The following is a 21,658-nucleotide window of genomic DNA, read 5'->3' as shown; positions in this document are numbered from 1 at the left end:
ACTCCCGTCACGTACGCCTGTGGTAGGGCAGGAACCGCCGGACGAGCCGCAACGGCGTGCGTTCCACCAGGTCAGGACCGCGGACGGCGTCGAACGCCGACTCCAGCTGGTCGACCACCCCGCCCAGCTGCGGACGGTCGGGCAGCGGCATCGACCGCGGTTCGCGCTGCTCGCGGATCGCCGACGCCAGCTCACCCAGCGCGGCGGTGATCAGCTCGATGTCGCCGGGTTCCGGCGGCGCCACTCCGCGCCCGATCGTCACGCCGACCTCGGTGACGGCGTCCGCGACGCGTTCCTGCGCGGCGATGACCGGCCACCACGCCACCGCCTGGCGGCCGTTCGCGGACGGCTCGACGACGACCTGCTGGAACGCCGTCCGCAGGTCGGCGAGCGCCCGGTAGGCCCCGCGCCGAGCCCGGGACCGCGCCAGCCGCGCCTCCCCTTCCGACGCCTCGACCAAGGCATGGGACACGTACTTCGCGACGGCGTCCAGCCCGTCGGCCAGCCGGCCGCCGACCTGCGGACGACGGCTGCCCGGCCAGAGCAGGTAGCCGAAGACGAGCACGATCACGCAGCCCAGGACGGTGTCGACCAGCCGGGCCACCACGACGTCCCAGCTGCCGGTGTTCGCCAGGTCCATCTGCAGGATGATCAACGGCGTCACGAACGCGCTGAGGATGCCGTAGTTGCGCACCTTCCCGACCGCGACGCCGCCGGCGAAGATCGCGATCAGCGCGACCAGGAGCCAGCCTTGCCCGCCGACGCCGAGGACGATGGCGCCGACCCCGACGCCGACGACCGTGCCGATCCCGCGCAGCACCGCGCGGCCGAAGACCGACCCGAAGTCGGGCTTGAGCACGATCCCGACGGTCAGGGTGATCCAGTAGGACCGCTCGAACGGCACCAGCAGCCCGACGACCTCGGCGATCGCGACGCACAAAGTCAGCCGCAGCGCGGCGATCCACGTCAGCGGGCCGGACGCGAGCGAACCCGCCCACGTCCGCAACCGCCGGTACCAGGGTGTCGGCTCACGGCGCTTGCGGTCGTCACCCTTGCCGATCCGGACCAGGCCGGCGTACAGCGCGGCGAGCACCGGGTCGGTCTCGTCGTCCGGCATCGGGGGCGGTTCCGGCAGCGGCTGGCTGGCCAGGACCGTCGCCGACAGCGCGACGAAGTGGTCGATGACCTCCCGCGGCGTGCGGCGGCCGGCGTTGACCATCGCCACCGACGCCTCGACCGCGGGCGTCGTCGCCGAGAGCAGGTTGAGCAGGTGCCGGTAGGCGGCGTCGCGGCCGGACAGCCACGAGCGCGCGGTGAGCAGCTGGTCGTACGCGGTGTTCATGGCCGTGGTCAGCCGGTGGCGGGCCACGCGCGAGACGGCTTCGTCGGTCGCGGAGAGCATCGCGGCCAGCTCTACGTAGACGTGCGCGACGGCGGAGCGTTCGGGGCTGGTCGCCCGGAACGTCCAGCTGGCGAGCGCCACCGAGAGGCTCCACACCGCGCCGAGGCAGAAGAAGCCGAAGAGGACCTCGACGCGCACGCCGGTCGCGTGCTGGCCGGTGCCGAGCACGCAGAACACGAACATCTGCAGCCCGGCGACCGAGGCGTTGCTCCCGGCCGCGCTGATCAGCGCGGACACCGCCGCGACCAGGATCACCGCGGGCACCGACAGCGCGGGCGTGCCGCCGGTCAGCAGCCCGACGGCGTAGCCGGCCGTCGCCGCCAGCGTCGCGCCGCCGAGCCGGCGGGCGCGGTAGCGGTACGGGCCGGCCGACTCGGACAGCACGGCGGGCAGCGCGCCGGTCGAAATCAGCGCGCCGACGGCGATGTCCCCGGCCGCGTAGGCGACCGCGAGCGGCACGGCCAGCGCGATGACGGCGCGGGCGACCATGTTCCACGGCACCGGGACCGGCTTGCTGCGCAGGAGCTGGGTCAGCCAGTGCGGCGCGGCGATGTCGGGACGCGGCGTGCTCACGTCCCCATCTTGACCTACGCTGCGCGGAACGCTTAATTATCAATCTGTCAACAACGTGGGAGGTTCCGGTGGGCCGCAAGTTCTCTTTCGAGGTCAACCGCACGAGCACCGCGCCACCGGAGGCGTTGTTCGAGCGCGAAGCCGACGGACCGCGCTGGGCGGAGTGGGGAAAGCCACTCATCGTGCAGGCCCGCTGGAAGCGTCCGGGCCCCGGCGTCGGCGCCGTCCGCGAGGTCGGCCTCTGGCCGGTGCTGATCCGCGAAGAGACGGTCGAGTACGAGCCCGGCCGCAAGCACGTCTACACGTTCTTCGGCGCGAACCCGATCAAGGACTACCGCGCCGAGGTGGTCTGCACGCCCACCACCGACGGCGGGACGCACCTGCGCTGGACGGGCTCGTTCACCGAGCCGGTCAAGGGCAGCGGCCCGATCGTGGCGGCCGGACTCGAACGGGTGATCCGGCTGTTCTCCGGCAAGCTGGTCAAGGCGGCCGAAAAAGGACGCTGAGCTGGGTGGCTCCGGCCACACAAGATCAGTCGACGCAACTTAATGCCCCACCCCAACGTCACCCGTTCGTGTAGTTCTTCGCTACGCGGAAGGGGGATGCGGGATGAAGCGCGTCGCAGCCGTGGCCGTCGCCGCGGCACTGGCATGGACGACACTGACGGCCTGCTCGGCGCACGAGCCGGCCGAACCGGAGGCCGGCGCGAGCCAGCCGAACCCGGCACCCGGCGGCGGGCCGGGGGCGACGACGTCGGCGCCGTACCCGTTCGGCACGGTCCAGCAGAAGGCGCCGGCGATCGCGGACGGCCAGGTCCCGGTCGTCCGCCGGATCACCACCGACAAGCCGTACGTCTTCCTCACGATGGACGACGGCGCGGTCAAGGACCCCGACGCGCTGAAGCTGATGCAGCAGAACGGCACCCACCCGGTGCTGTTCCTGAACGAGAAGTACGTGAAGGGCCACGAGGCCTACTTCAAGCAGATCCTCGACGCCACCGGCGCGACGCTCGGCGACCACACGGTCGACCACCCGAACCTCAAGGGCAAGCCGTTCGAGTTCCAGCGCAAGGAGATCTGCGACGACGCGGACGACTTCCAGAAGAGCCTCGGCGTGCGGCCATCGCTGTTCCGGCCGCCGTTCGGCAACTACGACCAGACCACGCTGCGCGCGGCGGCCGCGTGCGGCATGCGCGTCGCGGTGCTGTGGACGGCCGCGGTCAACGACGGGCACGTCCAGTTCCAGGCCGGCGACAAGCTCAAACCCGGCGACATCGTGCTCATGCACTTCCGGAAGACCTTCAAAGAGGACTACACGGCGTTCGTCGAGCAGGCGAAGAAGGACGGACTGACGCCCGTCCCCCTCGCCGACTTCCTGGGTTAGAGCACCACGGTCGGCGTCACGACCGTCCGGCGGCACGTGACGTCACCGAGGTGCACGAGGATCTGCGTGGTCCCGCGCGGCACGTTGTCGAGCACGAACCGGCCGCCTTCGTCGGCGGTCGTGGACGACGTCCCGTGCTCGGCGACCCGCACCTCGACGCCGTACTGACCGGCCGGCACCAGCCAGCCGTCGATGCGGTGCAGCTTGCCCATCTTGGTCAGGTTGATCATCACCGTCAGGTCGCTGACGGTGAAGGTGATCGTCCCGGTGCCGCCGCCGCGGACACCGGCCAGGTCGTCCATCCGCTCCCACCTCGCGACCTCGACGTCGAGGTCTTCGAGCGCGAGCGCGAACTGGACCCGCTGCACCAGGTCACCCGGTGGCGGGTCCAGCTCGTCGAGGAAGCGGCCGATGCCGGCCAGGATCAGGTCATCGGAAAAGGCCTCGCCCGGCGTTCCGAGGTCGTTCATCGGCTTCCCCCTTCACTGGCGAGGAGATCGCGCATCTGGTCGAGGCAGCGCCCTCTGGTCGGTCCGACACTGCCGCGTGGCATCCGCAGTGCCTCGGCGACGAGCTGGTACTCCGCGCGACCCGCGAGCACGGTCAACCGGAGCAGGTCCTGACAGCGGTGGGGCAGCCGGACGAAGGCGCGCCAGACCCGGCGGTCGCGGTCGGCGCGGACGGCTTCGTCTTCGGGTGCCGGTTGGGTGCTCGGCATGGCTTCGGCGACTTCGTCGCTCAGCGGCACGGGCTGCATGCGGCGGCCGAAGGGGTGCGTGGCCTCGCGCCGGGTGGTCGTGATCAGCCACGCGGCGAGGGCTTTGGGGTCTCTGAGCTTCCCGAGCTGGCTGAAGAGGGCGAGCCACACGGTCTGGACGACGTCCTCGGCGATCGAGCGGTCGAGGCCGTTGGCCCGGGCGACGTGCCAGACGAGCGGCGTCAGCTCGGCGACGAGGCGGTCCATCGCGCGGCGGTCACCGTCCCGGGCGGCCTGCATGCACGCAGCGTGCAACTCGGCGCCGGTCAAGCCCTCCCAAGGCGGGTCTACCTCTGTGGTTTGCACGTCGGTCACGGTATCTGCCCCTCTTCGGAAAAGTCTTCGAGTCGGCTTCGGCAGTATCGCGGGTCCTTCGGGGGGAAGGAGCGTGCAGGTGGATCTCGGATACATCAAGGTCACTTACTTCGTCGGTCGCGCTTCCGGTCAATGACGACTGGGGGAGGCACCGGCCGGCGCGAGTGGACCCGCGCCGGCCGATACTCCCCTCCCTCAAGGGCCCGCTCCCCAACGGGCCCCGCCGGATGTCCCCTCCCCCGAAGGGCACCCGGCCGACGGTGTCCGGAAGCCCCCTCGGCTCCCGGCCACCGCGCATTTCCGAACTCGGCACCCCCTGCCGCGTTCCCCATTTCGTGCTCGGCTGCCCCACAGGACGCGGTGGCGGAACCGCCAGATACACGAACCGAGAACTTTTTTTGAAGATCGACGCAGTGCGGCTAGGTGATCACGGAGAGTGCGAGGGTCCGGGCCCAGCGGGCGTAGCCGGCCGGCCCCGGGTGGAAGTTGTCGGAGGCGAAAGCCGCGGGATCGAGCAGCGCGGGGTCCATCGGCAGGTGCCGGACGCCCGGGATCCGGGTGAGGGTCGCCGCGGCCGCGTCGAGAGCGGTCGAGCGCGCCGCGAGGACGTCCCGCAGCGGCCTCGGCAGCGCCGGGAAGCGGGACATCGGCGGCACGCCGGCCAGGAGGACGTCGACCGGGCCGAGGCGCCGCCGCAGCGTGACGACCAGTTCCAGCAGGTCACGGCGGTAGCCCGCGGCCGACCGGAGCTCGATGGTGTCGTTGACCCCCAGTGCGATCACGACCAGGTCGGCCGGGCGGACCAGCGGGACCAGCTCGGCGCGGACGGTCCGGGCGTTGGCCCCGGTCCGGCCGACGGCCTGCCAGCGGACCGCCCGGCCGTCGTGCGCCAGCTCGCGGGCCAGGCAGCCGGTGAGCGCTTCCTCGTGGTCCCGCGCGCCGACGCCGTCCACTGTGGACTCGCCGAGGACGGCCAACCGAAAGGGGGTCCCGGTCCCCGCCACGAGCCCTTCGGTGGGTCCGGCCGCGCCGGGGAGGCGCGGGGTCTTCCGCTTGACGTAGAGGGCCTGCGCGAGGATCACCATGCTTCGACGTTAGCCGTGGGCGATCGAGACCTTCGCCCTGATCAGCGTGGGGTCCGCCACGGCGTCGAGCAGGAACGCGGCGACGTCGGCGCGGCGGATGGTGAACGTGCGGACGTTCCCGTCGAGCCGGCTCACGACCTTGCCCGTGCGCGGGCCGTCGAGCAGCATCGGCGGGCGGACCACCGTCCAGTCCAGATCGGCCGCCGTGACCACGGCCTCCATCGCGAGCATGTCCGCCCAGCCGTGCTTGAGGAAGGTGTTGAGCAGCGGCTTCACGAGCGTGCGGGTGAAGAAGCCGTCTCCCTCGGTGTGCATGCCGCTGGCGCTGACGACCAGCAGGCGCTTCGCCCCGGCCCCGATCGCCGCGCGGGCGCCGTCGACGCAGACCGTCGTCGGCCCGCGGTCGCGGGAGCCCAGCGCGGACACCACGGCGTCGCGTCCCTCGATCGCGGCGGCGAGTTGGTCGTGGTCACCGAGTCCGGCGACCACGACGCGGGCCGGCAGCGTCAGCTTCGCGGGGTCGCGGACGACGGCCGTGACGTCCCAGCCGCGATCCAGCGCTTGCTTGACGACCTCGGTGCCGACTCCGCCGGTCGCACCCAGCACGGTGATCTTCATGGTGGTTCCTCCTCGGTTAGTGAACACTCACCAGGTAGGGTGAGTGTTCACTAACCACACTGAGAACGCACTCAGGAGCCGCCATGGGAAGCCGTGAGGAGATCGTCGCCGCGGCCGCGAAGGTGATGCGCGAGCAGGGCTACGCCCAGGCGACCACGAAGGTCATCGCGCGGACCGCGGGCTACTCGGAGGCCATGCTCTACAAGCACTTCCGCGACAAGACCGACCTGTTCCTCAGCGTGCTGGCCGACGAGCTGCCGGCGCTGGGCGCCACCCTGGCCGAGCTGACCGCCGACCCCGGGCGGGCGCCGCTGCGGGACAACCTCGCCCGCGTCGCCCGGCTCGCCCTGGCGTTCTACGCCGACAGCTTCCCGATCGCCATCTCGATGTTCTCGTCACGGGACCTGCTGCGTTCGCACCGGGAACGCGTGGGTGGCGCCGGACCGCGCATCCCGCTGAAGGGCGTCGAAGACTACCTGCGCGCCGAGGTCTCGCTGGGGCGCCTCGAAGCGGACACCGATGTCGAGGCGGCCGCTTCCCTGCTCCTCGGCGCGTGCTTCCAGCAGGCGTTCCTGGCCTCGTACGAAGAAACCGAGCCGGCCGACCTCGCCGGCCGGCTCGCGGACACCTTGCTCGCCGGGCTCTAGGCGTTCTTCTCCTCGCGGAGCTTGTGCCAGCGCTCGTACATGCCGTTGAGCTCTTCCAGCATGAACGACAGGAAGTCCCGCATCTCGGCGAGCCGCTTGCCGGACGGCGAGTCTTCGCCGAGGGCTTCGAGACCGTTCTCGGCCGCGTCGCGCCACATGATGATCATGCGGTCGCGCTTGAGGAACGTGGCGTACCAGAGGTCGTCGAAGAGGCGGTAGTGATCACGGCGCTCGCCGGGCTCGCGCTCCTTGGCGACCAGGCCGATCTGCTCGAGGTAGCGCACGGCGCCGGAGACGGCGGCCGGGCTGACCGACAGCTGCGCGGCCAGGTCGGCGGCAGTCAGGCGGCCTTCGTCGGTGGTCATCAACGCGGCGAAGACCCGCGCGGACATGCGCGGCATCCCGATCTGCGAAAGCACGAGACCCAGGCTCTCGACGTACCGGCGGACGGCGTCTTCATCTCGCTTCGTGTCAGGCGTCGTCATCGGCCCATCCTCCCGTATCGCCCCCAGCATGATCACTCGATCTAGACATTTTCTTAACTTCACAACTTAGTGAAATCAGTGTAGCTTCCGAATCATGGGAAACGCCATCGCGATCTCCGGCCTCCACAAGTCGTTCGGCCGGACGAAGGCCCTCGACGGCCTCGATCTGCAGGTACCTACTGGGGAAGTGCACGGTTTTCTCGGCCCGAACGGCGCCGGGAAGTCGACCACCGTCCGGGTCCTGCTCGGCTTGCTCCACGCGGACTCGGGGGACGTCCGGCTGCTCGGCGGCGACCCCTGGAAGGACGCCGCGAGCCTGCACCGCCGCCTGGCCTACGTGCCCGGCGACGTCAACCTCTGGCCCAACCTCTCCGGCGGCGAGGTGATCGACCTGCTCGGCCGCCTGCGCGGCGGGCTCGACGAGAAACGCCGCGCCGACCTCATCGAGCGGTTCGACCTGGACCCGAAGAAGAAAGGGCGGACGTACTCGAAGGGCAACCGGCAGAAGGTCGCCATCGTCGCGGCGCTCGCGTCGCGGGTCGACCTGCTGATCCTCGACGAGCCGACGTCCGGCCTCGACCCGCTGATGGAGGCGACGTTCCAGTACGCCATCCAGGAGGAGCGCGAGCAGGGCCGGACCGTGCTGCTCTCCAGCCACATCCTCGCCGAGGTCGAGGCCCTGTGCGACAAGGTCAGCATCATCCGCAACGGCGCCACGGTCGAATCCGGCACCCTGGCCGAGCTGCGCCACCTGACCCGGACGTCGATCACCGCCGAGCTCGCCGGGCCGCCGAACGGGCTCGCGAAGCTGGACAACATCCACGACCTCAAGGTCGACGGCAACCGCGTCCGGTTCGACGTCGAAACGCGCTCGCTCGACGAGGCCCTGCGCCGGCTGACCGAGGTCGGCGTCCGCAGCCTGGTCAGCCAGCCGCCGACCCTGGAAGAGCTGTTCCTGCGGCACTACACCACCGAAGCGAGCGCGAAATGACCGCGACGCTCTCCCGTGCCGGGGCCGAGGTCGCGCCCGCCCACGAACTGGCCGGCACCTGGCACCTCACCCGGCTCGCGCTGCGCCGCGACCGCGTCGTCCTGCCGATCTGGATCGTGCTGCTCAGCATCGTCCCGGCCAGCACGGTCAAGACGTTCGAGCAGTTCTACCCGACGGTGGCCGACCGGCAGGCGCTGCAGGCCGGCGCGAACACCAACCCGTCGTACGCGCTGCTCTACGGGCCGCCGTTCGACCTGACCACCGCCGGCGGCTTCATCTCCTGGCGCATGTGCGGGTTCCTGGCCCTGCTCACCGGGCTGATGGTGGTCTTCACGGTCACCCGCCACACCCGCGCCGAGGAGGACACGGGCCGCGCGGAGCTGCTCGCGTCCGCGGTCGTCGGCCGGTACGCGGCGCTGACGTCGGCCGTCCTGGTGGCCGGCGGGGCGAGCGTGCTGATCGGCCTGATCCAGTCCGGCAGCATGGTCGGCGCCGGCCTGCCCGCGGCGGGCTCACTCGCCTTCGGCGCGGCGGAAGCGTTGTCGGGCTTGGTGTTCACGGCCGTCGCGGCGGTCGCCGTCCAGCTCGCCGAGTACTCCCGCACAGCCAACGGGATCGGCACGGCCGTCGTCGGGGCCGCGTTCCTGCTGCGCGGCGCCGGGGACTCCACTGTGGACGCTCGCTGGCTCTCGTGGCTGTCGCCGATCGGCTGGGTGCAGCAGGTCCGCGCGTTCGCCGGGGAACGCTGGTGGGTGCTCCTGCTGCCGGTGGCCTTCGCGCTGGTCGTCGGCGCGGCCGGGTACTGGCTGCTCCCCCGCCGCGACGTCGGCGTCGGCATCCTGCCGCCGCGGCCGGGCCCGGCGCGGGCGGCGGCGAGCCTGCGGACGCCGTTCGCGCTGGCCTGGCGGCTGCACCGCGGCCCGCTGCTCGGCTGGACCGTGGGGATGGCCGTGGTGGGTGCGGTGTTCGGCTCGATCGCCAGCGGCATCGGCGGTCTGGTCGGTTCGAGCCCGCAGGCGCAGGAGATCATGGCGCGCCTCGGTGGCAGCGCCGCGCTCACGCAGGCGTTCCTCGCCGCGATGGCCGGGATGTTCGCGATGGTCGCGTCGTTGTACGGGATCCAGGCGGTGCTGCGCATGCGCGGCGAGGAGACGGCGATCCGGCTCGAGCCGGTGCTGGCCACGAGCGTCGGCAGGCTGCGCTGGGCGGCGGGACACCTGGTGTTCGCGTTCTTCGGCACGGCGTTGCTGCTGCTGGCGGGCGGGGTGTTCATGGGACTGGCCAACGGGTTGCGCACCGGCGACGTCGGCGGCTCGGTCGGCGACTCCCTCGCCGGGATGCTCGTCCAGCTGCCGGCCGCGTGGGTCGTGGTCGCGCTGGCGGTGACGATCTTCGGGCTGCTGCCGGGCTTTTCGGCGGCGGCGTGGGCGGTCGGCTCGCTGGCGCTGCTGCTGAGCCTGTTCGGCCCGGTCGTCAATCTGCCGCAGGCGGTGCTGGACGTGTCGCCGTTCCAGCACCCGCCGAAGATCCCCGGCCAGGAGCTCGTGGCGACCCCGCTCGTCTGGCTCACGGCGATCGCGGCTGCGGCCTTGGTCGCCGGCCTGGTGGGCTGGCGGCGCCGCGACGTCGGCTAGCGCGGCCTGATCTCCCGGTCGGCCCCGGCCACGAGCTGGGCCTGCGGTCCGCCTTGCCCGCAGGCGGGGCCGCCCGGGTGGCTGAAGACGGGCGTGACGGTGACGGTGTGCGGCTTGCCGTCGTCGAAGCGGACGGTGACCCGGACCGGCTCGGCCGGCAGGCCCGGGATGTCGGCGAAGCCCCGCAGGCCGCCGGTCGGGACCATCGAGGCCCCGCAGGAGCCGTCCGGGCCAGTCCCGGTGCAGGTGGTGGCGCCCGCGGCCGTCTCGGGGAAGAGGTCGGCCGGGCGCGTGACGCACTGGTCGCCCCAGCACGCTTCGAGCGTCGCGCGGGTGATGCCCGCGGGGTCCGGAACGGTCAGGCCGATGCCGACCGGGGTGCCGATGGCCGGGCACGCGGCCTCCGGTGTGGTGGTGCACCCGGCGGTGAGGAGCAGGAGAGCCGCGGTCCACGGAATCCTTCGCATGCCGTCTGGACGGAGTTCCGCGCGTGCGGGTTGCACGGGTCAGTCTCGCGACCCGCTGGTCAGCGGAAGAGCGGGCGAGGTGGAGGTCGGCGCGGTCGAGGCCGGCGTGGAGGTCACGGTCACTTCGACGACGCTGGTGGTGGTGCTCGGCGGCGAGGTCTCGACCGAGGTGACGGTGGCGGGCGGCGGCACGGAAGCGGTCACGGTGACCGGCACGGCGGGAACGGTGCTGGTCGGCGGAGTGACGACATCGACGGGCTTGGCGGCGGGCCGCCCCGCGACGAGCAGCGCGGCCACCAGCAACCCGGTGGCGAATCCCGCCAGCCCGGTCACCGCGGCGGAGCCCCAGGTAGGTCGGCCGTGCATCCGGGCACCCCCCTCGCCACGCGCAGCGCAGGTACGAGGACTAACTCGTGTTGATCTTAGCTGTTGTTACAGACCGTGCACCTTGAGTCTACTTGACTCAAGTTTGTTGAGTGTGCCATGTTGAGGTCATGGGGGCACTTCAGAACCGCGACTTCCGCCGCCTGTGGCTGGCCGACCTCGTGAGCCAGCTCGGCAGCCGGATCGACGTGCTGGCGGTTCCGCTGCTCGCGGCCACCGCGCTGGGCGCGTCCGTCTTCGAGGTCTCCCTGCTGCGGACGGCCGAGTCCCTCCCCTACCTGGCCTTGGGCCTCCAGGTCGGCGCGTGGTGCGACCGGATGCGCCACCGTCCGGTACTGATCGCCGCCGACGCCGGGCGCGCGGTGCTGCTCGGGTCGATCCCGGTGGCCGCGCTGTTCGGCGTGCTGGGCCTGGCGCACCTGCTGGCCGTCGTCCTCGGGGTCGGGCTGCTCGGCGTGTTCTTCGACATCGCGCACCAGACCTACGTCCCCCGCCTGGTGACGCGCGAGCAGCTGCCGGCGCACCGGTGTGTGGGCGCTGTTCTTAGCGGCGTTGCAGACCCGGGCCGACGCCGGCGGGCTGATCACTTGGGAGGTGAGCGTGGTTCCACGATCAACCGGGCGCACCAGCATGCCGCAGGCGCCCGCATCGAGGGCGACCTGCAGAAAGAACCGCCAGGCGGTATCGGCGAGCCCGAACCGGCCGACCACGCGCTGGGCCGGTCGCGGGGAGGCTGGACGACCAAGCTGCACCTGGCCACCGAGCAAGGCCAGAAACCATTGTCGTTGCTGGTGACCGCCGGTCAACCTGGTGATTCACCGCAGTTCGAGGCGGTGCTGGCCAGGGGCCGGGTCGCCCGGATCGGTGGTGGGCGAGCCCGGACCCGGCCGGATCGTGTCCTGGCGGACAAGGCCTGCAGTTCCCGCGCCAGCCGGGCCTGTCTGCGGCGGCGCGGGATCGCGTGCACGATTCCCCAGCCTTCTGCTCAAGTCCGGCATCGCCGCAACGGCGGCCGGGCCGTGGGCGGCCACCAGCATTCGACCCGGAGAGCTACAAGCAGCGGCACGCGGCCGAGTGCGGCATCAATCGGCTCGAACGCAACCGAGGCGTCGCCACGCGGTTCGACAAACTCACGGTTCGCTACGAAGCGACTGTGCACATCGCTGCGATCAACGAGTGGCTACGCCATTGAAAGAGGCTCTAGTTCCCGGCTGACGCGCGAAGCCCGTCGACGACCACGCGGACCAGGTGCTCACTGCCCGGCGCGTACCGCTCGACGGCCAAGCAGCCGACGATGAGCGCGCGCAGGTCGTCGCCGTCTATGTCCGTTCGGACGGCGCCCGCCGCCTGGGCGCGGCGAAGGAGTTCTCCATACGCGGTGCGGAAGTCGTCGCCCGCTCCGGCCTTGAAGGCGTGCCCGCTGGTCTCCGCCAGCGCGTCGCAGATGGCGCGGTTGAGCGATGCCTGCTTGATGACGCGGACGAAGTAGTCGAAGAAGGCTTCGCCGGGGTTGTCGGCCGTCGCGAGTGCGCGGGCCTCCTCCGCGAACTGCTCGATGCGTTCGAGCACGACAGCCTGGAAGAGCGCTTCCTTGCTGGGGAAGTGCCGGTAGACGGTGCCGGCCCCGACGCCCGCCAGCCGCGCGATGTCGTCGAGTGGCACCGCGAGCCCGTCGGCGGCGAACGCCTCTTCGGCGGCAGCCAGGACCTTGGCCCGGTTGCGCCGCGCGTCCGCGCGCATCTTCTCCATGTCTTCTCCTCGTTGACAACCGGAACGCACGCTCCGTATCGTCGTAAGCGGGTGCACCGTTCCGAATCAACGTCCAGTCTTCCAGGAGAATTCCGATGCCCAGCACCGTGTCCCCCGCGCGCTCCGTCTTCGACCGCTTCCTGGCCGCCTCCGTCGAGAACCGCTGGGACGACCTCGCCGACTGCTACGCCGAGGACGTGGTCCTCGAAATGCCGTTCACCTTGCCCGGGGTGCCGCGGCTGACCCGCGGCCGCGAGGAACTGCGCCGACGCTTCCGCCGCGCGGGCGGGGTCCGCCGCGTCACCAAGGCCGATCGCGTCGTCGTGCACGAGACGGCCGATCCCGCGGTGCTGGTCGCGGAGTTCGACCTGCACCAGGAAATGGCCGGGGAAAGCTTCGTGGCCACGTACGTGATGGTGCTGACGATCGAGAACGGCCTGATCACGCACACCCGCGACTACACCGACACCGCCGCCGCGGCCGAGCGCTTCAAGGCGTTGTCGCCTGCTGACTAGCCGGTGGGACGAACAGCCGCTCGAACGTGCTCACCGAGCGGTCCCACACCCCCGGCACCAGCAGGACCGCGAGCACCGCGAACACCGGGAAGATCAGCCGCTTCTCGACCTTCTTGCCCGTCTTGAAGCGCAGCACCTTGGGCGGGCGGATCTCGTACCAGGTCTCGCCGGCGATCGGAACCGGGAACAGGAAAGGACATCCGGCTTCGGTGAGCGCGTCACCGAGGCAGTGGGTCAGGCAGCCGGCCGCCACCGCGACGCCCAGCCAGCCCGTGATGGACTCCAGCTCACCCGCCCGGTCGGGCGGCGCCGTGAAGAACCACCAGGCCACCGCGGCGCCGCTCACCGGCAGCAGCCAGTCGCCCAGTGCGCCTTCCGCCAGCATCAACCCGAAGACCACCACGCCGACGACCGCCCACGGCCCGCCGGTCTCGGTGCCCCAGGACGTCAGCGCGCCGAGGCCCGCCGCGAACAGCACCGTGTGGGACATGTGCCGGTGCTTGCCCGTCACGTTCTCGTCGCGGGGCCCCTTGGTCAACGCGTAGAGCCCCGCGGAAACCCTTCGCAGCAGCCATGACAAAGCACCCGTCAGCCAACCGAGCAGACGGGACGCGCTCGCTCCGGGGTGGTCGAGGTCGGGAAGAAGGGCGAACCCCGCTGTCGTGGCCGCGAAAACCACCGCTTGGTGCACCGAACCAGCCCCGACCGCGGGCGCCAGGGCCAAGCCCGCGCACCAGCCGGTCAGGGCGTGCGTCCGCCCCATCATCGTGCCGCCCCCAGGTCCGCGAACGAAATCAGTCCGCGGAACCGTAGCGGGCGGTCAGGCTTGGGGGTCCTCCGACACGCTCAGGTGTTCGGCCACGCCGGTGAGCTCGATCACCCGGCTCACCGCGGGACTCGGGACGACCTCGAGTTCGACATCCTGCTCGCCGGCCTGGCGTTGTGCGCGCAGCACGACGTTCAGCGCGGAGGAATCGAAGAAGGTCACCCCGGTCAGATCGGCCACGACCCGCTGCGCGCTGTTGTCCGCGATCAGCCCGGCCAGGGCTTCCTGCAGCTGCGGACTGGTCAGCAGGTCGAGCTCGCCGGTGACCACCACCCGGGGCTCCGTCGCGTCGGTGTCCAGCGTGATGCCGAACCCGGGCGGGGTGGCGTTCTGGTCGGCTGCGGGCATGCAGTTTCTCCTCGTCAGGCGCTGCTCCTGCGCCGGGTACGCGCCTGCTGTCTCAAGCGGCAACCGTGTCACCGTGCCTTTCCAGAAGCTCGCGACGGCACGGTCAAGGCAACTCCGGGGCCAACCCTAACCCAGGAAGCGGCCGAGCCCGCCACGGCCGCCGTCCTTTCGCGCTGACTGCTCACGTTCGATCGAATCCTGCCTGGTCAGTGCGCACTCATCACCTTCCGGGCCGCCCGTCGTTGCCGCAGGAACAGCTGCCGCCGTTCGATCTCCCCGAGGCCACCCCAGATGCCGTACGGCTCCTGTACCGTCATCGCGTGCGTGCGGCACTGGGCCAGGACCGGGCAGGTCTGGCAGATGGCCTTGGCCCGCGATTCGCGCCGCTCCCGCGCCGAACCCCGTTCGTTGTCCGTGTGGAAGAACAGGCTGCTGTCCGCACCTCGGCACGAGCCATTCAGCTGCCATTCCCACTCTTCAGCAACCACGTTGGGCAGCCGGCTGACGTCAGCCATGTCGTCCCTGCCTTTCCCAGGATGAGCATGTCGATCGCTACATGCCCGCCGGTGGAGCGGATCAAACCCGGGTTTGGTTTGCTCACCCCACGGGCATCTCGCGACCGGGCGTGAAGAGGACACCGCCGAACCCTGGAGCGCGAGCCGGAGAAAGGAACAAACGTGGAGGACAACGCCCCGCTCGTCCCGGAAGGCGCGCAGGTCATCGAGGTGCGGACGGCCGCGATCCCGCACGTCGTGCCGACGCTGCGCACGATCGTGGCGGACATCGCCATGCGCCAGGACTTCGACCTCGACGCCGTCGAGGACCTCCGGATGGCGGTGGACGAAGCCTGCTCACTGCTGCTCCCCGCCAGCTCGGACGGCCGCCTCACCTGCGTCTTCTCGTGGAGCGGGCCGCGCATCGAGGTCTCGGTGTCGGTACTTTCGGACACCCCGGACCACGAAGACGACTCCGGCCTGTCGTGGCAGCTGCTGACCGCGCTCGCGACTTCGGCCCAGCGCACCGTGACGCCCGAGGACGGCCGCTACCTGTCCCGGGTCGACCTCGTCCGGGAGAGCCAGGCGGCGGACTCGTGAGCGATCCCGCCGGGAGCAGCGGGAGCGACCTCGACGTCGGCGCGCTGTTCACCCAGCTCGCCGCGCTGCCGGCGGGCTCCCCGGAACACGAGCGCGTCCGGGACACCCTGGTGCGCGGTCACCTGGAGCTCGCGCGCAACCTGGCGCGGAAGTTCCGCAACCGCGACGAGGCGATGGAGGACCTGGTCCAGATCGCCACGGTCGGGCTCATCCACGCCGTCGACCGGTTCGACCCCGAGCAGGGCACGGACTTCCTGGCGTTCGCCGTCCCCACCATCTCCGGGGAGCTGCGGCACCACTTCCGGGACAACAGCTGGTCGGTGCGGGTGCCGCGGCGGCTCAAGGAGCTGAACGCGAACATCTCCGCCGCGCGCGAGGAGCTCACTGTCCAGCTCTCGCGCGCGCCGAAGCCCAGTGAGATCGCCGGGCGCCTCGGCGTCCCGATCGAGGACGTCTACGAGGGCCTTCGCGCGGGTCAGGGCCGCTACGGCGCGTCGCTGGACCACCTGCTGGAGAACGCGGCGCACACGCGGTTCGGGGCGCCGGACGCCGAGCTGGGCCAGGCCGAGCTGCGGGAAGCGCTGCGTCCCATGCTGGACAGCCTGCCGGAGCGGGAGCGCAAGATCGTCGCGCTGCGGTTCGGGTCCGGGATGAGCCAGTCGGACATCGCGCGCCGCGTCGGGGTCTCCCAGATGCAGGTGTCGCGGTTGCTGGCCGCGACCTTGAAGAAGCTGCGTTCGGGCCTGGACGAATCCGAGCTGGCCGACGGCACCTGATTAGCCGCTGACCGGCTTGGGTACTTCGCGGACGGTACCGGAACTCACTGGGAGGGGGACCGATGACGGCGAACATCTCGCAGCGCACCGCGGTGCCGGTCGCGCCGCTGACGGTGCTGCTCCCGGACGACGTCACGGCTCCGGCCCGGGCGCGGTACGAGGTCCGCTCGATGCTGCTCGGCCTCGGCCTCGACGAGATCCAGCTGGACGACGTCCTGCTGGCCGTGTCCGAGCTGGTCACCAACGCCTTCGAGCACGGCGAGTGCCCGCAACGGCTCGAGCTGTCCTACTTCGAGGGCCAGCTCACGCTGCGGGTGCACGACTCCGGCAGCAAGGTCCCGGAGCTGCGGGCGCCGTCGCCGGCCGAGGCGCGCAGCCGCGGGCTGGTGCTGGTCCAGGCGCTGTCGGAGGACTGGGGCTTCGAGTGCTGCCCCGGCGGCAAGTTCGTCTGGGCCGTCTTCCGCATCCCCGGCGCCTGATCAGGGTTCCAGCAGCGCCCGCGCGGCGCCGGTGTCCCCGATCCGCTGCCGGAACGACTTGCGCTCCAGCGCCTCGACGATCGCTTCGAGGACACCGCGCAGCGGGTACGGCAGTTCGGCCTCCAGCGCCTCCGACGCTTCGGTCGTCGCCATCCACTCCGCCTCGATCAGCGGCAGGAGTTCGCGCGTCTTCTCGGTGAGAGACACGATGCGCTGCCGGGCGTCGGCACCCGGTTCGAGGGTGACGAGCCCGGCGCGGTTCATCTGCGCGACGGTCTGGCTGGCCGCCGAGTGCGTCACGCCCATCTCGGCGGCGAGGTCGCGGATAGCCAGCGGGCCGCGGGCGAGCAGCGCCCGGACCACCCCCGAGTACCGCGGGCGGTAGTCGGCGAGGCCGATGTCGGCGAGGAACCGCGCGACGTCACCCTCGAGGATTTCGAGGACGTGCCGCATCCGCGTCCCGAGTCCGTCCGGACCCGACGTCATGGCCATGACGGCCGATCATAGGCGCCGGCGGTGTGCTTGGATCGCGACATGGAGAACCGGAAGATCACCCGGCTGGGTCGCGAGGTGTCCGTCGTCGGGCTCGGCTGCTGGCAGCTCGGCGCCGACTGGGGTGCGGTCGACGAGAACGACGCGCTGGCGGTGCTGCACGCGGCGGCCGACGCCGGCGTCACCTTCTTCGACACCGCCGACGTCTACGGCGACGGGCGCAGCGAGCGCCTGGTCGGCCGGTTCCGGGCCGAGCGCGGAGACGTCTTCGTGGCGACCAAGATGGGCCGCCGCGTCGAGCAGGTGCCGGAGAACTACGTCCGCGCGAACTTCCGCGAGTGGAACGACCGGTCGCGCCGCAACCTCGGCGTCGAGACGCTCGACCTGGTCCAGCTGCACTGCCCGCCGTCGCCGGTGTACTCGTCCGACGCGGTGTACGACGCACTGGACGAGATGGTTTCCGAGGGGCGCATCAAGGCTTACGGCGTGAGCGTCGAGACGGTCTCGGAAGCCTTGACCGCGTTGGCGCGGCCTCAGGTGGCCTCGGTGCAGATCATCCTGAACTGCCTGCGGCTCAAGCCCTTGGAGCGCGTCCTGCCCGCGGCGGCGGAGGCGGGCGCGGGCATCATCGCGCGGGTGCCGCTGGCGTCGGGGCTGCTGTCCGGGCGGTACACGGCCTCGACGACGTTCGCCGCCGACGACCACCGGAACTTCAACCGCCACGGCGAGGCGTTCGACGTCGGTGAGACGTTCTCGGGCGTGCCGTACGACGTCGGGCTGGCGGCCGTCGAGCGGCTGCGGGGGCTGGTGCCGGAGGCGCAGACGCTGGCGCAGTTCGCGCTGCGGTGGATCATCGACCAGCCGGGCGTGAGCACGGTGATCCCGGGCGCGCGCAACGCCGAGCAGGCCACGGCGAACACGGCGGCGGCCGCGCTGCCGCCGTTGTCCCCGGAGGCCCTGGCGGGCGTCCGCGAAACGTACGACGAGCTGATCCGGCCGCTGGTGCACGATCGCTGGTAGTCCCGGCATGATGGGCCGATGATGACGCCCGAAGAGCTCCTGACGACCACCAGGACCGTCCGCAAGCGCCTGGACTTCGACCGGCCCGTGCCGCTCGACCTGGTGAAACACTGCTTGCAGGTGGCCCTGCAGGCGCCGAGCGGCTCGAACACCCAGCGCTGGCAGTGGCTGGTCGTCACCGACGCCGGACAGCGGACGGCGCTCGGGCAGATCTACAGCCGGGCGTGCCACGAGTACCTGGCCTCCCCCGCGGCCGCGGGAAAGCAGTTCGCGGACGACCCGGCGCGGGCGCCGGTGCAGCAGCGGGTCGGCAGCAGCGTCGAGTACCTGGCCGACCGGATGGGTGACGTCCCGGTGCTGGTGGTGCCGTGCCTGGAGACGGCGTCGGCCGAGCTGCCGGCGGGCAACCAGGCGGGGATGTGGGCGTCCCTGCTGCCGGCGGCGTGGAGCTTCATGCTGGCGGCCCGTTCGGTGACGCTGGGAACGGCGTGGACGACGCTGCACCTGAAGTACGAGCAGGAGGCGGCGGAGGTACTGGGGCTGCCGAAGAACGTCCACCAGGCGGCACTGATCCCGACGGCGTTCTACACGGGCGACACGTTCAAGCCGGCGGCGCGGCAGCCGCTGGAGGAGGTCCTGCACCTCGACCGCTGGTAACCGGTCGTGAGTGAGAAACAGGGTTCTAACCCTGTTTCTCACTCACGACCTGTGGCGGCCTCCTCGCCGGGGCGTTGGGGACGTCGGCGAGGAGACCGGGCTCAGCCCGTGTACGCCTTGAAGATGTTCGTGAACTCGTACAGGGACTGGGAAATCCCCGAGCACGTCGCGACCGCGCCGCCGCCGGGGCAGCCTCCGTTGTCGCGGCCCGCGGACCAGAAGCCGATGCTCGCCACGTGGTTCGCCTGCGCGAACGACAGCAGCTGACGCGCCGCCGCCTGGTCCGTCACCGGGCCCGTGTCGTTGCGGCCGATCATCGGGGTCAGGCCGAGCAGGGCCTTCACTTCGGCGTCGGACTTCGAGGGCCAGATCGTCTTCAGCTGGCCCAGGGTCGCGTTCGCCGCGGACACCAGCGCGTCGCCCCACGAACCGCTGTAGCCGAAGTCCATCAGCATCGGGTTGACCACGACGTTCAGCCCACGCGCCGCCGCGTCCTGCAGGATCGACACCGAGAACGGGTCCATCCCGTAGTCCTGGCCCTGGATCCGCATCGTGTAGCTGATGTGCGTGCCGCGCTGCTGCTGAAGCCGCAGCAGGGCCTGGTTCACCGTGGCCGTCGGGATCGACGCCTCGACGTCGACGTCCAGGTTGTTGCTGCCCACCGCGTCCAGCGTCTTCACGTACGCGTTGTAGAGCGCGTCCACCGAGCCGCAGACGTTCTCCAGGTACGGGCCGAGCGCTCCCCCGGAAGCCACCGTGACGCCGCCGCCGAGAGACCGCAACGCGGTGACGTCGTTGATGATCCGCGAGTCCAGCAGCGGGACCGTGCCGCCCCACTGCGGGTCGCAGCCGAGGCTGCTGCCCAAGGCGAAGGCGAGCGTGAAGTTCTTCTGGCCCGTCGCGTTCGCCACCGAGACCAGCGACGGCGTCGCCATCGTGATGTCGATGTACGGCGACACGCGTGCGCTCCCGCCCGTCGGTGGCGGCGTGGTGGTCGTGGTCGGAGGCGTGGTGGGCGTCGTGGTCGGCGACGTACCTCCGGCGCACGGCTGGCCGTTCAGCTTGCAGTTCGCGGGCAGGCCGCCGCCGCTGACCAGGAAGCCGAAGCTGGTCGACGCGCCCGCGGCGACCGAGCCGTTGTACTCGCGGTTGGCGAACGAATGGTGCGTGCCGGAGGGCGTGTCGAGCGCGTCCCAATAGGACCCGAGCGATGTGCCGGAAGGCAGGTCGAACTCCAGCTTCCAGCTCGTCAGCGCGGACGTGCCCGCGCTGATCGTGTACTTGGCCTGGTAGCCGGAGCCCCAGTCGGAGTCCTTGGCGAACGCCGCCGACGGCGCGGTGGCCGCCGTCGCCGGCGAGACGACCAGCACCGTCGCCGCCGAAAGGAGCGTCGCGGCGAGAGCGAGCTTGGCTTTCATGGCGGACCCCTTCAGCGCACGGTCAGCGTGAGCCGCTGGATGCCCCAGGCGTCGGCCTGCGAGCCGGGGAGCCAGACGTCGACGATGTCGTCCTTGATCCAGCTGCCGATGTCCGCCGCGTAGCACTCGCCGTAGCCCGGCACGGAGAACCGGGTGCCCCACGGGATGATCCGCGCGTCGACCGCGCAGAAGCCCGAGCCGGCGCTGTAGCCGAGCGCGGTCTGGGCGACGTCGTTGTAGGACGTGACGCGGTAGTTCAGCGTGGTGCCGGCCGGGATGCGGTACGGCGCCAGCCGGCTGGCGCCGTCGAGGCGGTACGCGGTGGAGATCTGCCCGAGCGAGCCGGGCGAGTTGTCCTCGGCCGTCATCGCGTAGAGCTGGTAGTTCGCGTCCTGGCAGGGGCTCGCGTCGGTGACGGTGAGCGTCGGCTGGCCCCAGTCGCTGATCCACTGGAGGGCTTGGCCGTTGCGGAACGCGCGATAGGCCTTCGCACCGGCGACGCGGGCGAACGTGAAGGTGACCTTGCCGTCGGCACCGAGGCCGCCGGCGACGGAACCGGGCGCGGGCAGGCGGTTGCCGACGTTCACGGCGCCGACGAGCGTGCCGGGACCGTGGCCGCCGGTGACCGGCCGGTCCGGGATCGTGCCTTGGTAGAAGTGCTGGCACGCGGGGAGCGCGGCGGCCGACGCGGCGGGGGCGACGAGCACACTTCCGGCGGCGAAGGCGGCCAGCGCGAGGATCCGGGCGAAGCGCATGACGGAGAGACCTCCATGGTGGGGACCAGGGTGGAGGTGACGCAGGTGGGGAGGTGCGGGTTCGCCGCGCACCTGACGTTAAGTGGCCTGGACCACACAGTCAATAGGTCTAGACCTTTAAGTTTCCGCTACCCCCGGACGGCTCAGAGGTACCCGACCAGGAGGTCGGCGATCTGCGCGGGGTGGCTCAGCGGCGCGCAGTGCGGGCCGTCGACCTCGTCGGGCTCGATGCCCAGCCGTTCGCGCGCCACGCGACGCTGGAAGTGCGGCGTGAAGAACCGGTCGTCGCGGCACAGCACCACGCGGGTCGGGACGTCCGGGTGGGCCGGCAGCGGCCACGGGTCCTCGCCCTCCCGGCTCACCTGGTCGCGGCCGTGCGCCATGCCATCCGACGCGAGCGCCGGATCGACACCGTTGAAGAACGTCTCGACGTCGCTCAAGCCCGAAGGCGCCGAGAACCCCGTGTTCCCCCACCACTGCCCCGGCGGCTCCGCGGGCGCCGGGATCATCCCGGCCAGGTAGACGAGCAGCCGCGCGCGCACCTTCGACGCGACCAGCGGTGCCGTGAACCCGCCGTACGAGTGGCCGACGACGGCGACGTCCGAAGCATCGCCCAGCGCGGCCAGCACCGTGTCGACGAAGTCCGGGAGCCCGGCCGAGCTGTCGGTGATCGGCAGGTCCGGCGCGACGAAGTCGTGGCCGCGGGCCACCAGCTCCGGGCCGAGCCGGTGGAAGTCCCACCCGCTGCCGCCGCCCCCGTGGATCAGCGCGAAGGTCGTCATGCCGGC

General features: G+C 71.2%; 28 protein-coding genes. 12 read left to right on the top strand and 16 right to left on the bottom strand.

The window, feature by feature from the left end; all coding sequences use genetic code 11:
- Positions 1-7 precede the first annotated feature (7 nt).
- Entirely contained in the window at positions 8-1,975 is a 1,968-nt protein-coding gene (locus AA23TX_RS42570; protein WP_155548593.1) for an FUSC family protein, read from the bottom strand.
- Between the two features lie 68 nt (positions 1,976-2,043).
- Between AA23TX_RS42570 and AA23TX_RS42565 the strand changes: the two genes are divergently transcribed.
- Both AA23TX_RS42565 and AA23TX_RS42560 read left to right on the top strand, forming a co-directional pair.
- Complete coding sequence (locus AA23TX_RS42565) at positions 2,044-2,481, top strand: SRPBCC family protein (RefSeq protein ID WP_155548592.1); 438 nt, start codon at positions 2,044-2,046, stop codon at positions 2,479-2,481.
- Between the two features lie 103 nt (positions 2,482-2,584).
- Complete coding sequence (locus tag AA23TX_RS42560; RefSeq protein ID WP_439328803.1) at positions 2,585-3,358, top strand: polysaccharide deacetylase family protein; 774 nt, start codon at positions 2,585-2,587, stop codon at positions 3,356-3,358.
- On the opposite strand, the gene AA23TX_RS42555 is transcribed toward AA23TX_RS42560, so the two are convergent.
- From AA23TX_RS42555 to AA23TX_RS42540, 4 genes are all read right to left on the bottom strand, one after another.
- The gene (locus AA23TX_RS42555; RefSeq protein WP_155548591.1) at positions 3,355-3,828 is read right to left on the bottom strand and encodes a carboxypeptidase regulatory-like domain-containing protein; all 474 of its coding nucleotides are present in this window, start codon (positions 3,826-3,828) and stop codon (positions 3,355-3,357) included. The genes AA23TX_RS42560 and AA23TX_RS42555 overlap by 4 nt on opposite strands.
- Complete coding sequence (locus AA23TX_RS42550) at positions 3,825-4,430, bottom strand: RNA polymerase sigma factor (RefSeq protein ID WP_155548590.1); 606 nt, start codon at positions 4,428-4,430, stop codon at positions 3,825-3,827. The genes AA23TX_RS42555 and AA23TX_RS42550 overlap by 4 nt, the downstream gene beginning before the upstream one ends.
- A 419-nt stretch (positions 4,431-4,849) precedes the next feature.
- Positions 4,850-5,515 (bottom strand): SGNH/GDSL hydrolase family protein, encoded by a 666-nt coding sequence (locus AA23TX_RS42545; protein ID WP_155548589.1) that lies wholly within the window; start codon positions 5,513-5,515, stop codon positions 4,850-4,852.
- A gap of 9 nt (positions 5,516-5,524) precedes the next feature.
- Positions 5,525-6,133 carry an NAD(P)-dependent oxidoreductase gene (locus tag AA23TX_RS42540; RefSeq protein ID WP_155548588.1) on the bottom strand — a complete coding sequence of 203 codons (609 nt, stop codon included), beginning with the start codon at positions 6,131-6,133 and terminating at the stop codon, positions 5,525-5,527.
- Between the two features lie 83 nt (positions 6,134-6,216).
- On the opposite strand from AA23TX_RS42540, the gene AA23TX_RS42535 reads away from it, so the two are divergent.
- On the top strand, positions 6,217-6,780 hold the full coding sequence (locus AA23TX_RS42535) for a TetR/AcrR family transcriptional regulator (RefSeq protein ID WP_155548587.1): 564 nt from the start codon (positions 6,217-6,219) through the stop codon (positions 6,778-6,780).
- On the opposite strand, the gene AA23TX_RS42530 is transcribed toward AA23TX_RS42535, so the two are convergent.
- Positions 6,777-7,265 carry a GbsR/MarR family transcriptional regulator gene (locus tag AA23TX_RS42530; RefSeq protein ID WP_155548586.1) on the bottom strand — a complete coding sequence of 163 codons (489 nt, stop codon included), beginning with the start codon at positions 7,263-7,265 and terminating at the stop codon, positions 6,777-6,779. The genes AA23TX_RS42535 and AA23TX_RS42530 overlap by 4 nt on opposite strands.
- 94 nt (positions 7,266-7,359) lie before the next feature.
- Here AA23TX_RS42530 and AA23TX_RS42525 point away from each other — a divergent pair, with 94 nt between their 5' ends.
- Together AA23TX_RS42525 and AA23TX_RS42520 are read left to right on the top strand one after the other, a co-directional pair.
- The gene (locus AA23TX_RS42525; RefSeq protein WP_155548585.1) at positions 7,360-8,256 is read left to right on the top strand and encodes an ABC transporter ATP-binding protein; all 897 of its coding nucleotides are present in this window, start codon (positions 7,360-7,362) and stop codon (positions 8,254-8,256) included.
- Complete coding sequence (locus AA23TX_RS42520) at positions 8,253-9,890, top strand: ABC transporter permease (RefSeq protein WP_155548584.1); 1,638 nt, start codon at positions 8,253-8,255, stop codon at positions 9,888-9,890. The genes AA23TX_RS42525 and AA23TX_RS42520 overlap by 4 nt, the downstream gene beginning before the upstream one ends.
- Here the strand turns inward: AA23TX_RS42520 and AA23TX_RS42515 are convergent.
- Both AA23TX_RS42515 and AA23TX_RS42510 read right to left on the bottom strand, forming a co-directional pair.
- A complete protein-coding gene (locus AA23TX_RS42515; RefSeq protein WP_155548583.1) occupies positions 9,887-10,357 on the bottom strand; it encodes a hypothetical protein in 471 nt (156 codons plus the stop codon). The genes AA23TX_RS42520 and AA23TX_RS42515 overlap by 4 nt on opposite strands.
- Positions 10,358-10,396: 39 nt before the next feature.
- Positions 10,397-10,723 carry a hypothetical protein gene (locus tag AA23TX_RS42510; RefSeq protein ID WP_155548582.1) on the bottom strand — a complete coding sequence of 109 codons (327 nt, stop codon included), beginning with the start codon at positions 10,721-10,723 and terminating at the stop codon, positions 10,397-10,399.
- A gap of 128 nt (positions 10,724-10,851) precedes the next feature.
- Between AA23TX_RS42510 and AA23TX_RS50585 the strand changes: the two genes are divergently transcribed.
- Positions 10,852-12,039, top strand: coding sequence for an MFS transporter (locus tag AA23TX_RS50585; RefSeq protein ID WP_230863054.1), 1,188 nt, complete (start codon positions 10,852-10,854; stop codon positions 12,037-12,039).
- Here the strand turns inward: AA23TX_RS50585 and AA23TX_RS42495 are convergent.
- Complete coding sequence (locus tag AA23TX_RS42495; protein WP_155548581.1) at positions 11,942-12,490, bottom strand: TetR/AcrR family transcriptional regulator; 549 nt, start codon at positions 12,488-12,490, stop codon at positions 11,942-11,944. The genes AA23TX_RS50585 and AA23TX_RS42495 overlap by 98 nt on opposite strands.
- Positions 12,491-12,585: 95 nt before the next feature.
- Here AA23TX_RS42495 and AA23TX_RS42490 point away from each other — a divergent pair, with 95 nt between their 5' ends.
- Entirely contained in the window at positions 12,586-13,005 is a 420-nt protein-coding gene (locus tag AA23TX_RS42490; protein WP_155548580.1) for a nuclear transport factor 2 family protein, read from the top strand.
- Here the strand turns inward: AA23TX_RS42490 and AA23TX_RS42485 are convergent.
- From AA23TX_RS42485 to AA23TX_RS42475, 3 genes are all read right to left on the bottom strand, one after another.
- Positions 12,980-13,768 carry a metal-dependent hydrolase gene (locus AA23TX_RS42485; protein ID WP_155549432.1) on the bottom strand — a complete coding sequence of 263 codons (789 nt, stop codon included), beginning with the start codon at positions 13,766-13,768 and terminating at the stop codon, positions 12,980-12,982. The two genes, AA23TX_RS42490 and AA23TX_RS42485, sit on opposite strands and share 26 nt — an antisense overlap.
- Before the next feature lie 57 nt (positions 13,769-13,825).
- Positions 13,826-14,179 carry an STAS domain-containing protein gene (locus tag AA23TX_RS42480; protein ID WP_155548579.1) on the bottom strand — a complete coding sequence of 118 codons (354 nt, stop codon included), beginning with the start codon at positions 14,177-14,179 and terminating at the stop codon, positions 13,826-13,828.
- Positions 14,180-14,385: 206 nt separating this feature from the next.
- Positions 14,386-14,694 carry a WhiB family transcriptional regulator gene (locus AA23TX_RS42475; RefSeq protein WP_155548578.1) on the bottom strand — a complete coding sequence of 103 codons (309 nt, stop codon included), beginning with the start codon at positions 14,692-14,694 and terminating at the stop codon, positions 14,386-14,388.
- Between the two features lie 162 nt (positions 14,695-14,856).
- Here AA23TX_RS42475 and AA23TX_RS42470 point away from each other — a divergent pair, with 162 nt between their 5' ends.
- The 3 genes from AA23TX_RS42470 (at position 14,857) to AA23TX_RS42460 (ending at position 16,528) form a co-directional block, all read left to right on the top strand.
- A complete protein-coding gene (locus AA23TX_RS42470) occupies positions 14,857-15,273 on the top strand; it encodes an ATP-binding protein (protein ID WP_155548577.1) in 417 nt (138 codons plus the stop codon).
- Positions 15,270-16,049 carry a SigB/SigF/SigG family RNA polymerase sigma factor gene (locus tag AA23TX_RS42465; RefSeq protein WP_155548576.1) on the top strand — a complete coding sequence of 260 codons (780 nt, stop codon included), beginning with the start codon at positions 15,270-15,272 and terminating at the stop codon, positions 16,047-16,049. The genes AA23TX_RS42470 and AA23TX_RS42465 overlap by 4 nt, the downstream gene beginning before the upstream one ends.
- A 62-nt stretch (positions 16,050-16,111) precedes the next feature.
- Positions 16,112-16,528, top strand: coding sequence for an ATP-binding protein (locus AA23TX_RS42460; RefSeq protein WP_155548575.1), 417 nt, complete (start codon positions 16,112-16,114; stop codon positions 16,526-16,528).
- On the opposite strand, the gene AA23TX_RS42455 is transcribed toward AA23TX_RS42460, so the two are convergent.
- Entirely contained in the window at positions 16,529-17,020 is a 492-nt protein-coding gene (locus AA23TX_RS42455; protein WP_155548574.1) for a MarR family winged helix-turn-helix transcriptional regulator, read from the bottom strand. It lies immediately after the preceding gene.
- A gap of 42 nt (positions 17,021-17,062) precedes the next feature.
- On the opposite strand from AA23TX_RS42455, the gene AA23TX_RS42450 reads away from it, so the two are divergent.
- Both AA23TX_RS42450 and AA23TX_RS42445 read left to right on the top strand, forming a co-directional pair.
- Positions 17,063-18,040: an aldo/keto reductase gene (locus AA23TX_RS42450; protein WP_155548573.1), complete on the top strand. Its 978-nt coding sequence runs from the start codon at positions 17,063-17,065 to the stop codon at positions 18,038-18,040.
- Between the two features lie 18 nt (positions 18,041-18,058).
- On the top strand, positions 18,059-18,697 hold the full coding sequence (locus AA23TX_RS42445; RefSeq protein ID WP_155548572.1) for a nitroreductase family protein: 639 nt from the start codon (positions 18,059-18,061) through the stop codon (positions 18,695-18,697).
- A gap of 101 nt (positions 18,698-18,798) precedes the next feature.
- Here AA23TX_RS42445 and AA23TX_RS42440 read toward each other — a convergent pair whose 3' ends face one another.
- The 3 genes from AA23TX_RS42440 to AA23TX_RS42430 form a co-directional block, all read right to left on the bottom strand.
- Complete coding sequence (locus AA23TX_RS42440) at positions 18,799-20,115, bottom strand: cellulose binding domain-containing protein (protein ID WP_155548571.1); 1,317 nt, start codon at positions 20,113-20,115, stop codon at positions 18,799-18,801.
- Between the two features lie 11 nt (positions 20,116-20,126).
- Entirely contained in the window at positions 20,127-20,870 is a 744-nt protein-coding gene (locus AA23TX_RS42435) for a 3D domain-containing protein (protein WP_155548570.1), read from the bottom strand.
- Positions 20,871-21,013: 143 nt separating this feature from the next.
- Complete coding sequence (locus tag AA23TX_RS42430) at positions 21,014-21,652, bottom strand: alpha/beta fold hydrolase (protein ID WP_155548569.1); 639 nt, start codon at positions 21,650-21,652, stop codon at positions 21,014-21,016.
- Positions 21,653-21,658 lie beyond the last annotated feature (6 nt).

Origin of the sequence: Amycolatopsis camponoti, from assembly GCF_902497555.1 — a bacterium.
GTDB classification, from domain to species: Bacteria; Actinomycetota; Actinomycetes; order Mycobacteriales; family Pseudonocardiaceae; genus Amycolatopsis; species Amycolatopsis camponoti.
This window is presented reverse-complemented; position numbering and strand designations above follow the sequence as displayed.

Excerpts from the sequence above, each read along its gene's own strand:
- AA23TX_RS42560 (WP_439328803.1), top strand. The coding sequence starts at position 2,585 with ATGAAGCGCGTCGCAGCCGTGGCCGTCGCCGCGGCACTGGCATGGACG.
- AA23TX_RS42555 (WP_155548591.1), bottom strand. The coding sequence starts at position 3,828 with ATGAACGACCTCGGAACGCCGGGCGAGGCCTTTTCCGATGACCTGATC.
- AA23TX_RS42545 (WP_155548589.1), bottom strand. The coding sequence starts at position 5,515 with ATGGTGATCCTCGCGCAGGCCCTCTACGTCAAGCGGAAGACCCCGCGC.
- AA23TX_RS42540 (WP_155548588.1), bottom strand. The coding sequence starts at position 6,133 with ATGAAGATCACCGTGCTGGGTGCGACCGGCGGAGTCGGCACCGAGGTC.
- AA23TX_RS42535 (WP_155548587.1), top strand. The coding sequence starts at position 6,217 with ATGGGAAGCCGTGAGGAGATCGTCGCCGCGGCCGCGAAGGTGATGCGC.
- AA23TX_RS42530 (WP_155548586.1), bottom strand. The coding sequence starts at position 7,265 with ATGACGACGCCTGACACGAAGCGAGATGAAGACGCCGTCCGCCGGTAC.
- AA23TX_RS42525 (WP_155548585.1), top strand. The coding sequence starts at position 7,360 with ATGGGAAACGCCATCGCGATCTCCGGCCTCCACAAGTCGTTCGGCCGG.
- AA23TX_RS42520 (WP_155548584.1), top strand. The coding sequence starts at position 8,253 with ATGACCGCGACGCTCTCCCGTGCCGGGGCCGAGGTCGCGCCCGCCCAC.
- AA23TX_RS42515 (WP_155548583.1), bottom strand. The coding sequence starts at position 10,357 with ATGCGAAGGATTCCGTGGACCGCGGCTCTCCTGCTCCTCACCGCCGGG.
- AA23TX_RS42510 (WP_155548582.1), bottom strand. The coding sequence starts at position 10,723 with ATGCACGGCCGACCTACCTGGGGCTCCGCCGCGGTGACCGGGCTGGCG.
- AA23TX_RS50585 (WP_230863054.1), top strand. The coding sequence starts at position 10,852 with ATGGGGGCACTTCAGAACCGCGACTTCCGCCGCCTGTGGCTGGCCGAC.
- AA23TX_RS42495 (WP_155548581.1), bottom strand. The coding sequence starts at position 12,490 with ATGGAGAAGATGCGCGCGGACGCGCGGCGCAACCGGGCCAAGGTCCTG.
- AA23TX_RS42490 (WP_155548580.1), top strand. The coding sequence starts at position 12,586 with ATGCCCAGCACCGTGTCCCCCGCGCGCTCCGTCTTCGACCGCTTCCTG.
- AA23TX_RS42485 (WP_155549432.1), bottom strand. The coding sequence starts at position 13,768 with ATGGGGCGGACGCACGCCCTGACCGGCTGGTGCGCGGGCTTGGCCCTG.
- AA23TX_RS42480 (WP_155548579.1), bottom strand. The coding sequence starts at position 14,179 with ATGCCCGCAGCCGACCAGAACGCCACCCCGCCCGGGTTCGGCATCACG.
- AA23TX_RS42475 (WP_155548578.1), bottom strand. The coding sequence starts at position 14,694 with ATGGCTGACGTCAGCCGGCTGCCCAACGTGGTTGCTGAAGAGTGGGAA.
- AA23TX_RS42460 (WP_155548575.1), top strand. The coding sequence starts at position 16,112 with ATGACGGCGAACATCTCGCAGCGCACCGCGGTGCCGGTCGCGCCGCTG.
- AA23TX_RS42455 (WP_155548574.1), bottom strand. The coding sequence starts at position 17,020 with ATGGCCATGACGTCGGGTCCGGACGGACTCGGGACGCGGATGCGGCAC.
- AA23TX_RS42450 (WP_155548573.1), top strand. The coding sequence starts at position 17,063 with ATGGAGAACCGGAAGATCACCCGGCTGGGTCGCGAGGTGTCCGTCGTC.
- AA23TX_RS42445 (WP_155548572.1), top strand. The coding sequence starts at position 18,059 with ATGATGACGCCCGAAGAGCTCCTGACGACCACCAGGACCGTCCGCAAG.
- AA23TX_RS42440 (WP_155548571.1), bottom strand. The coding sequence starts at position 20,115 with ATGAAAGCCAAGCTCGCTCTCGCCGCGACGCTCCTTTCGGCGGCGACG.
- AA23TX_RS42435 (WP_155548570.1), bottom strand. The coding sequence starts at position 20,870 with ATGCGCTTCGCCCGGATCCTCGCGCTGGCCGCCTTCGCCGCCGGAAGT.
- AA23TX_RS42430 (WP_155548569.1), bottom strand. The coding sequence starts at position 21,652 with ATGACGACCTTCGCGCTGATCCACGGGGGCGGCGGCAGCGGGTGGGAC.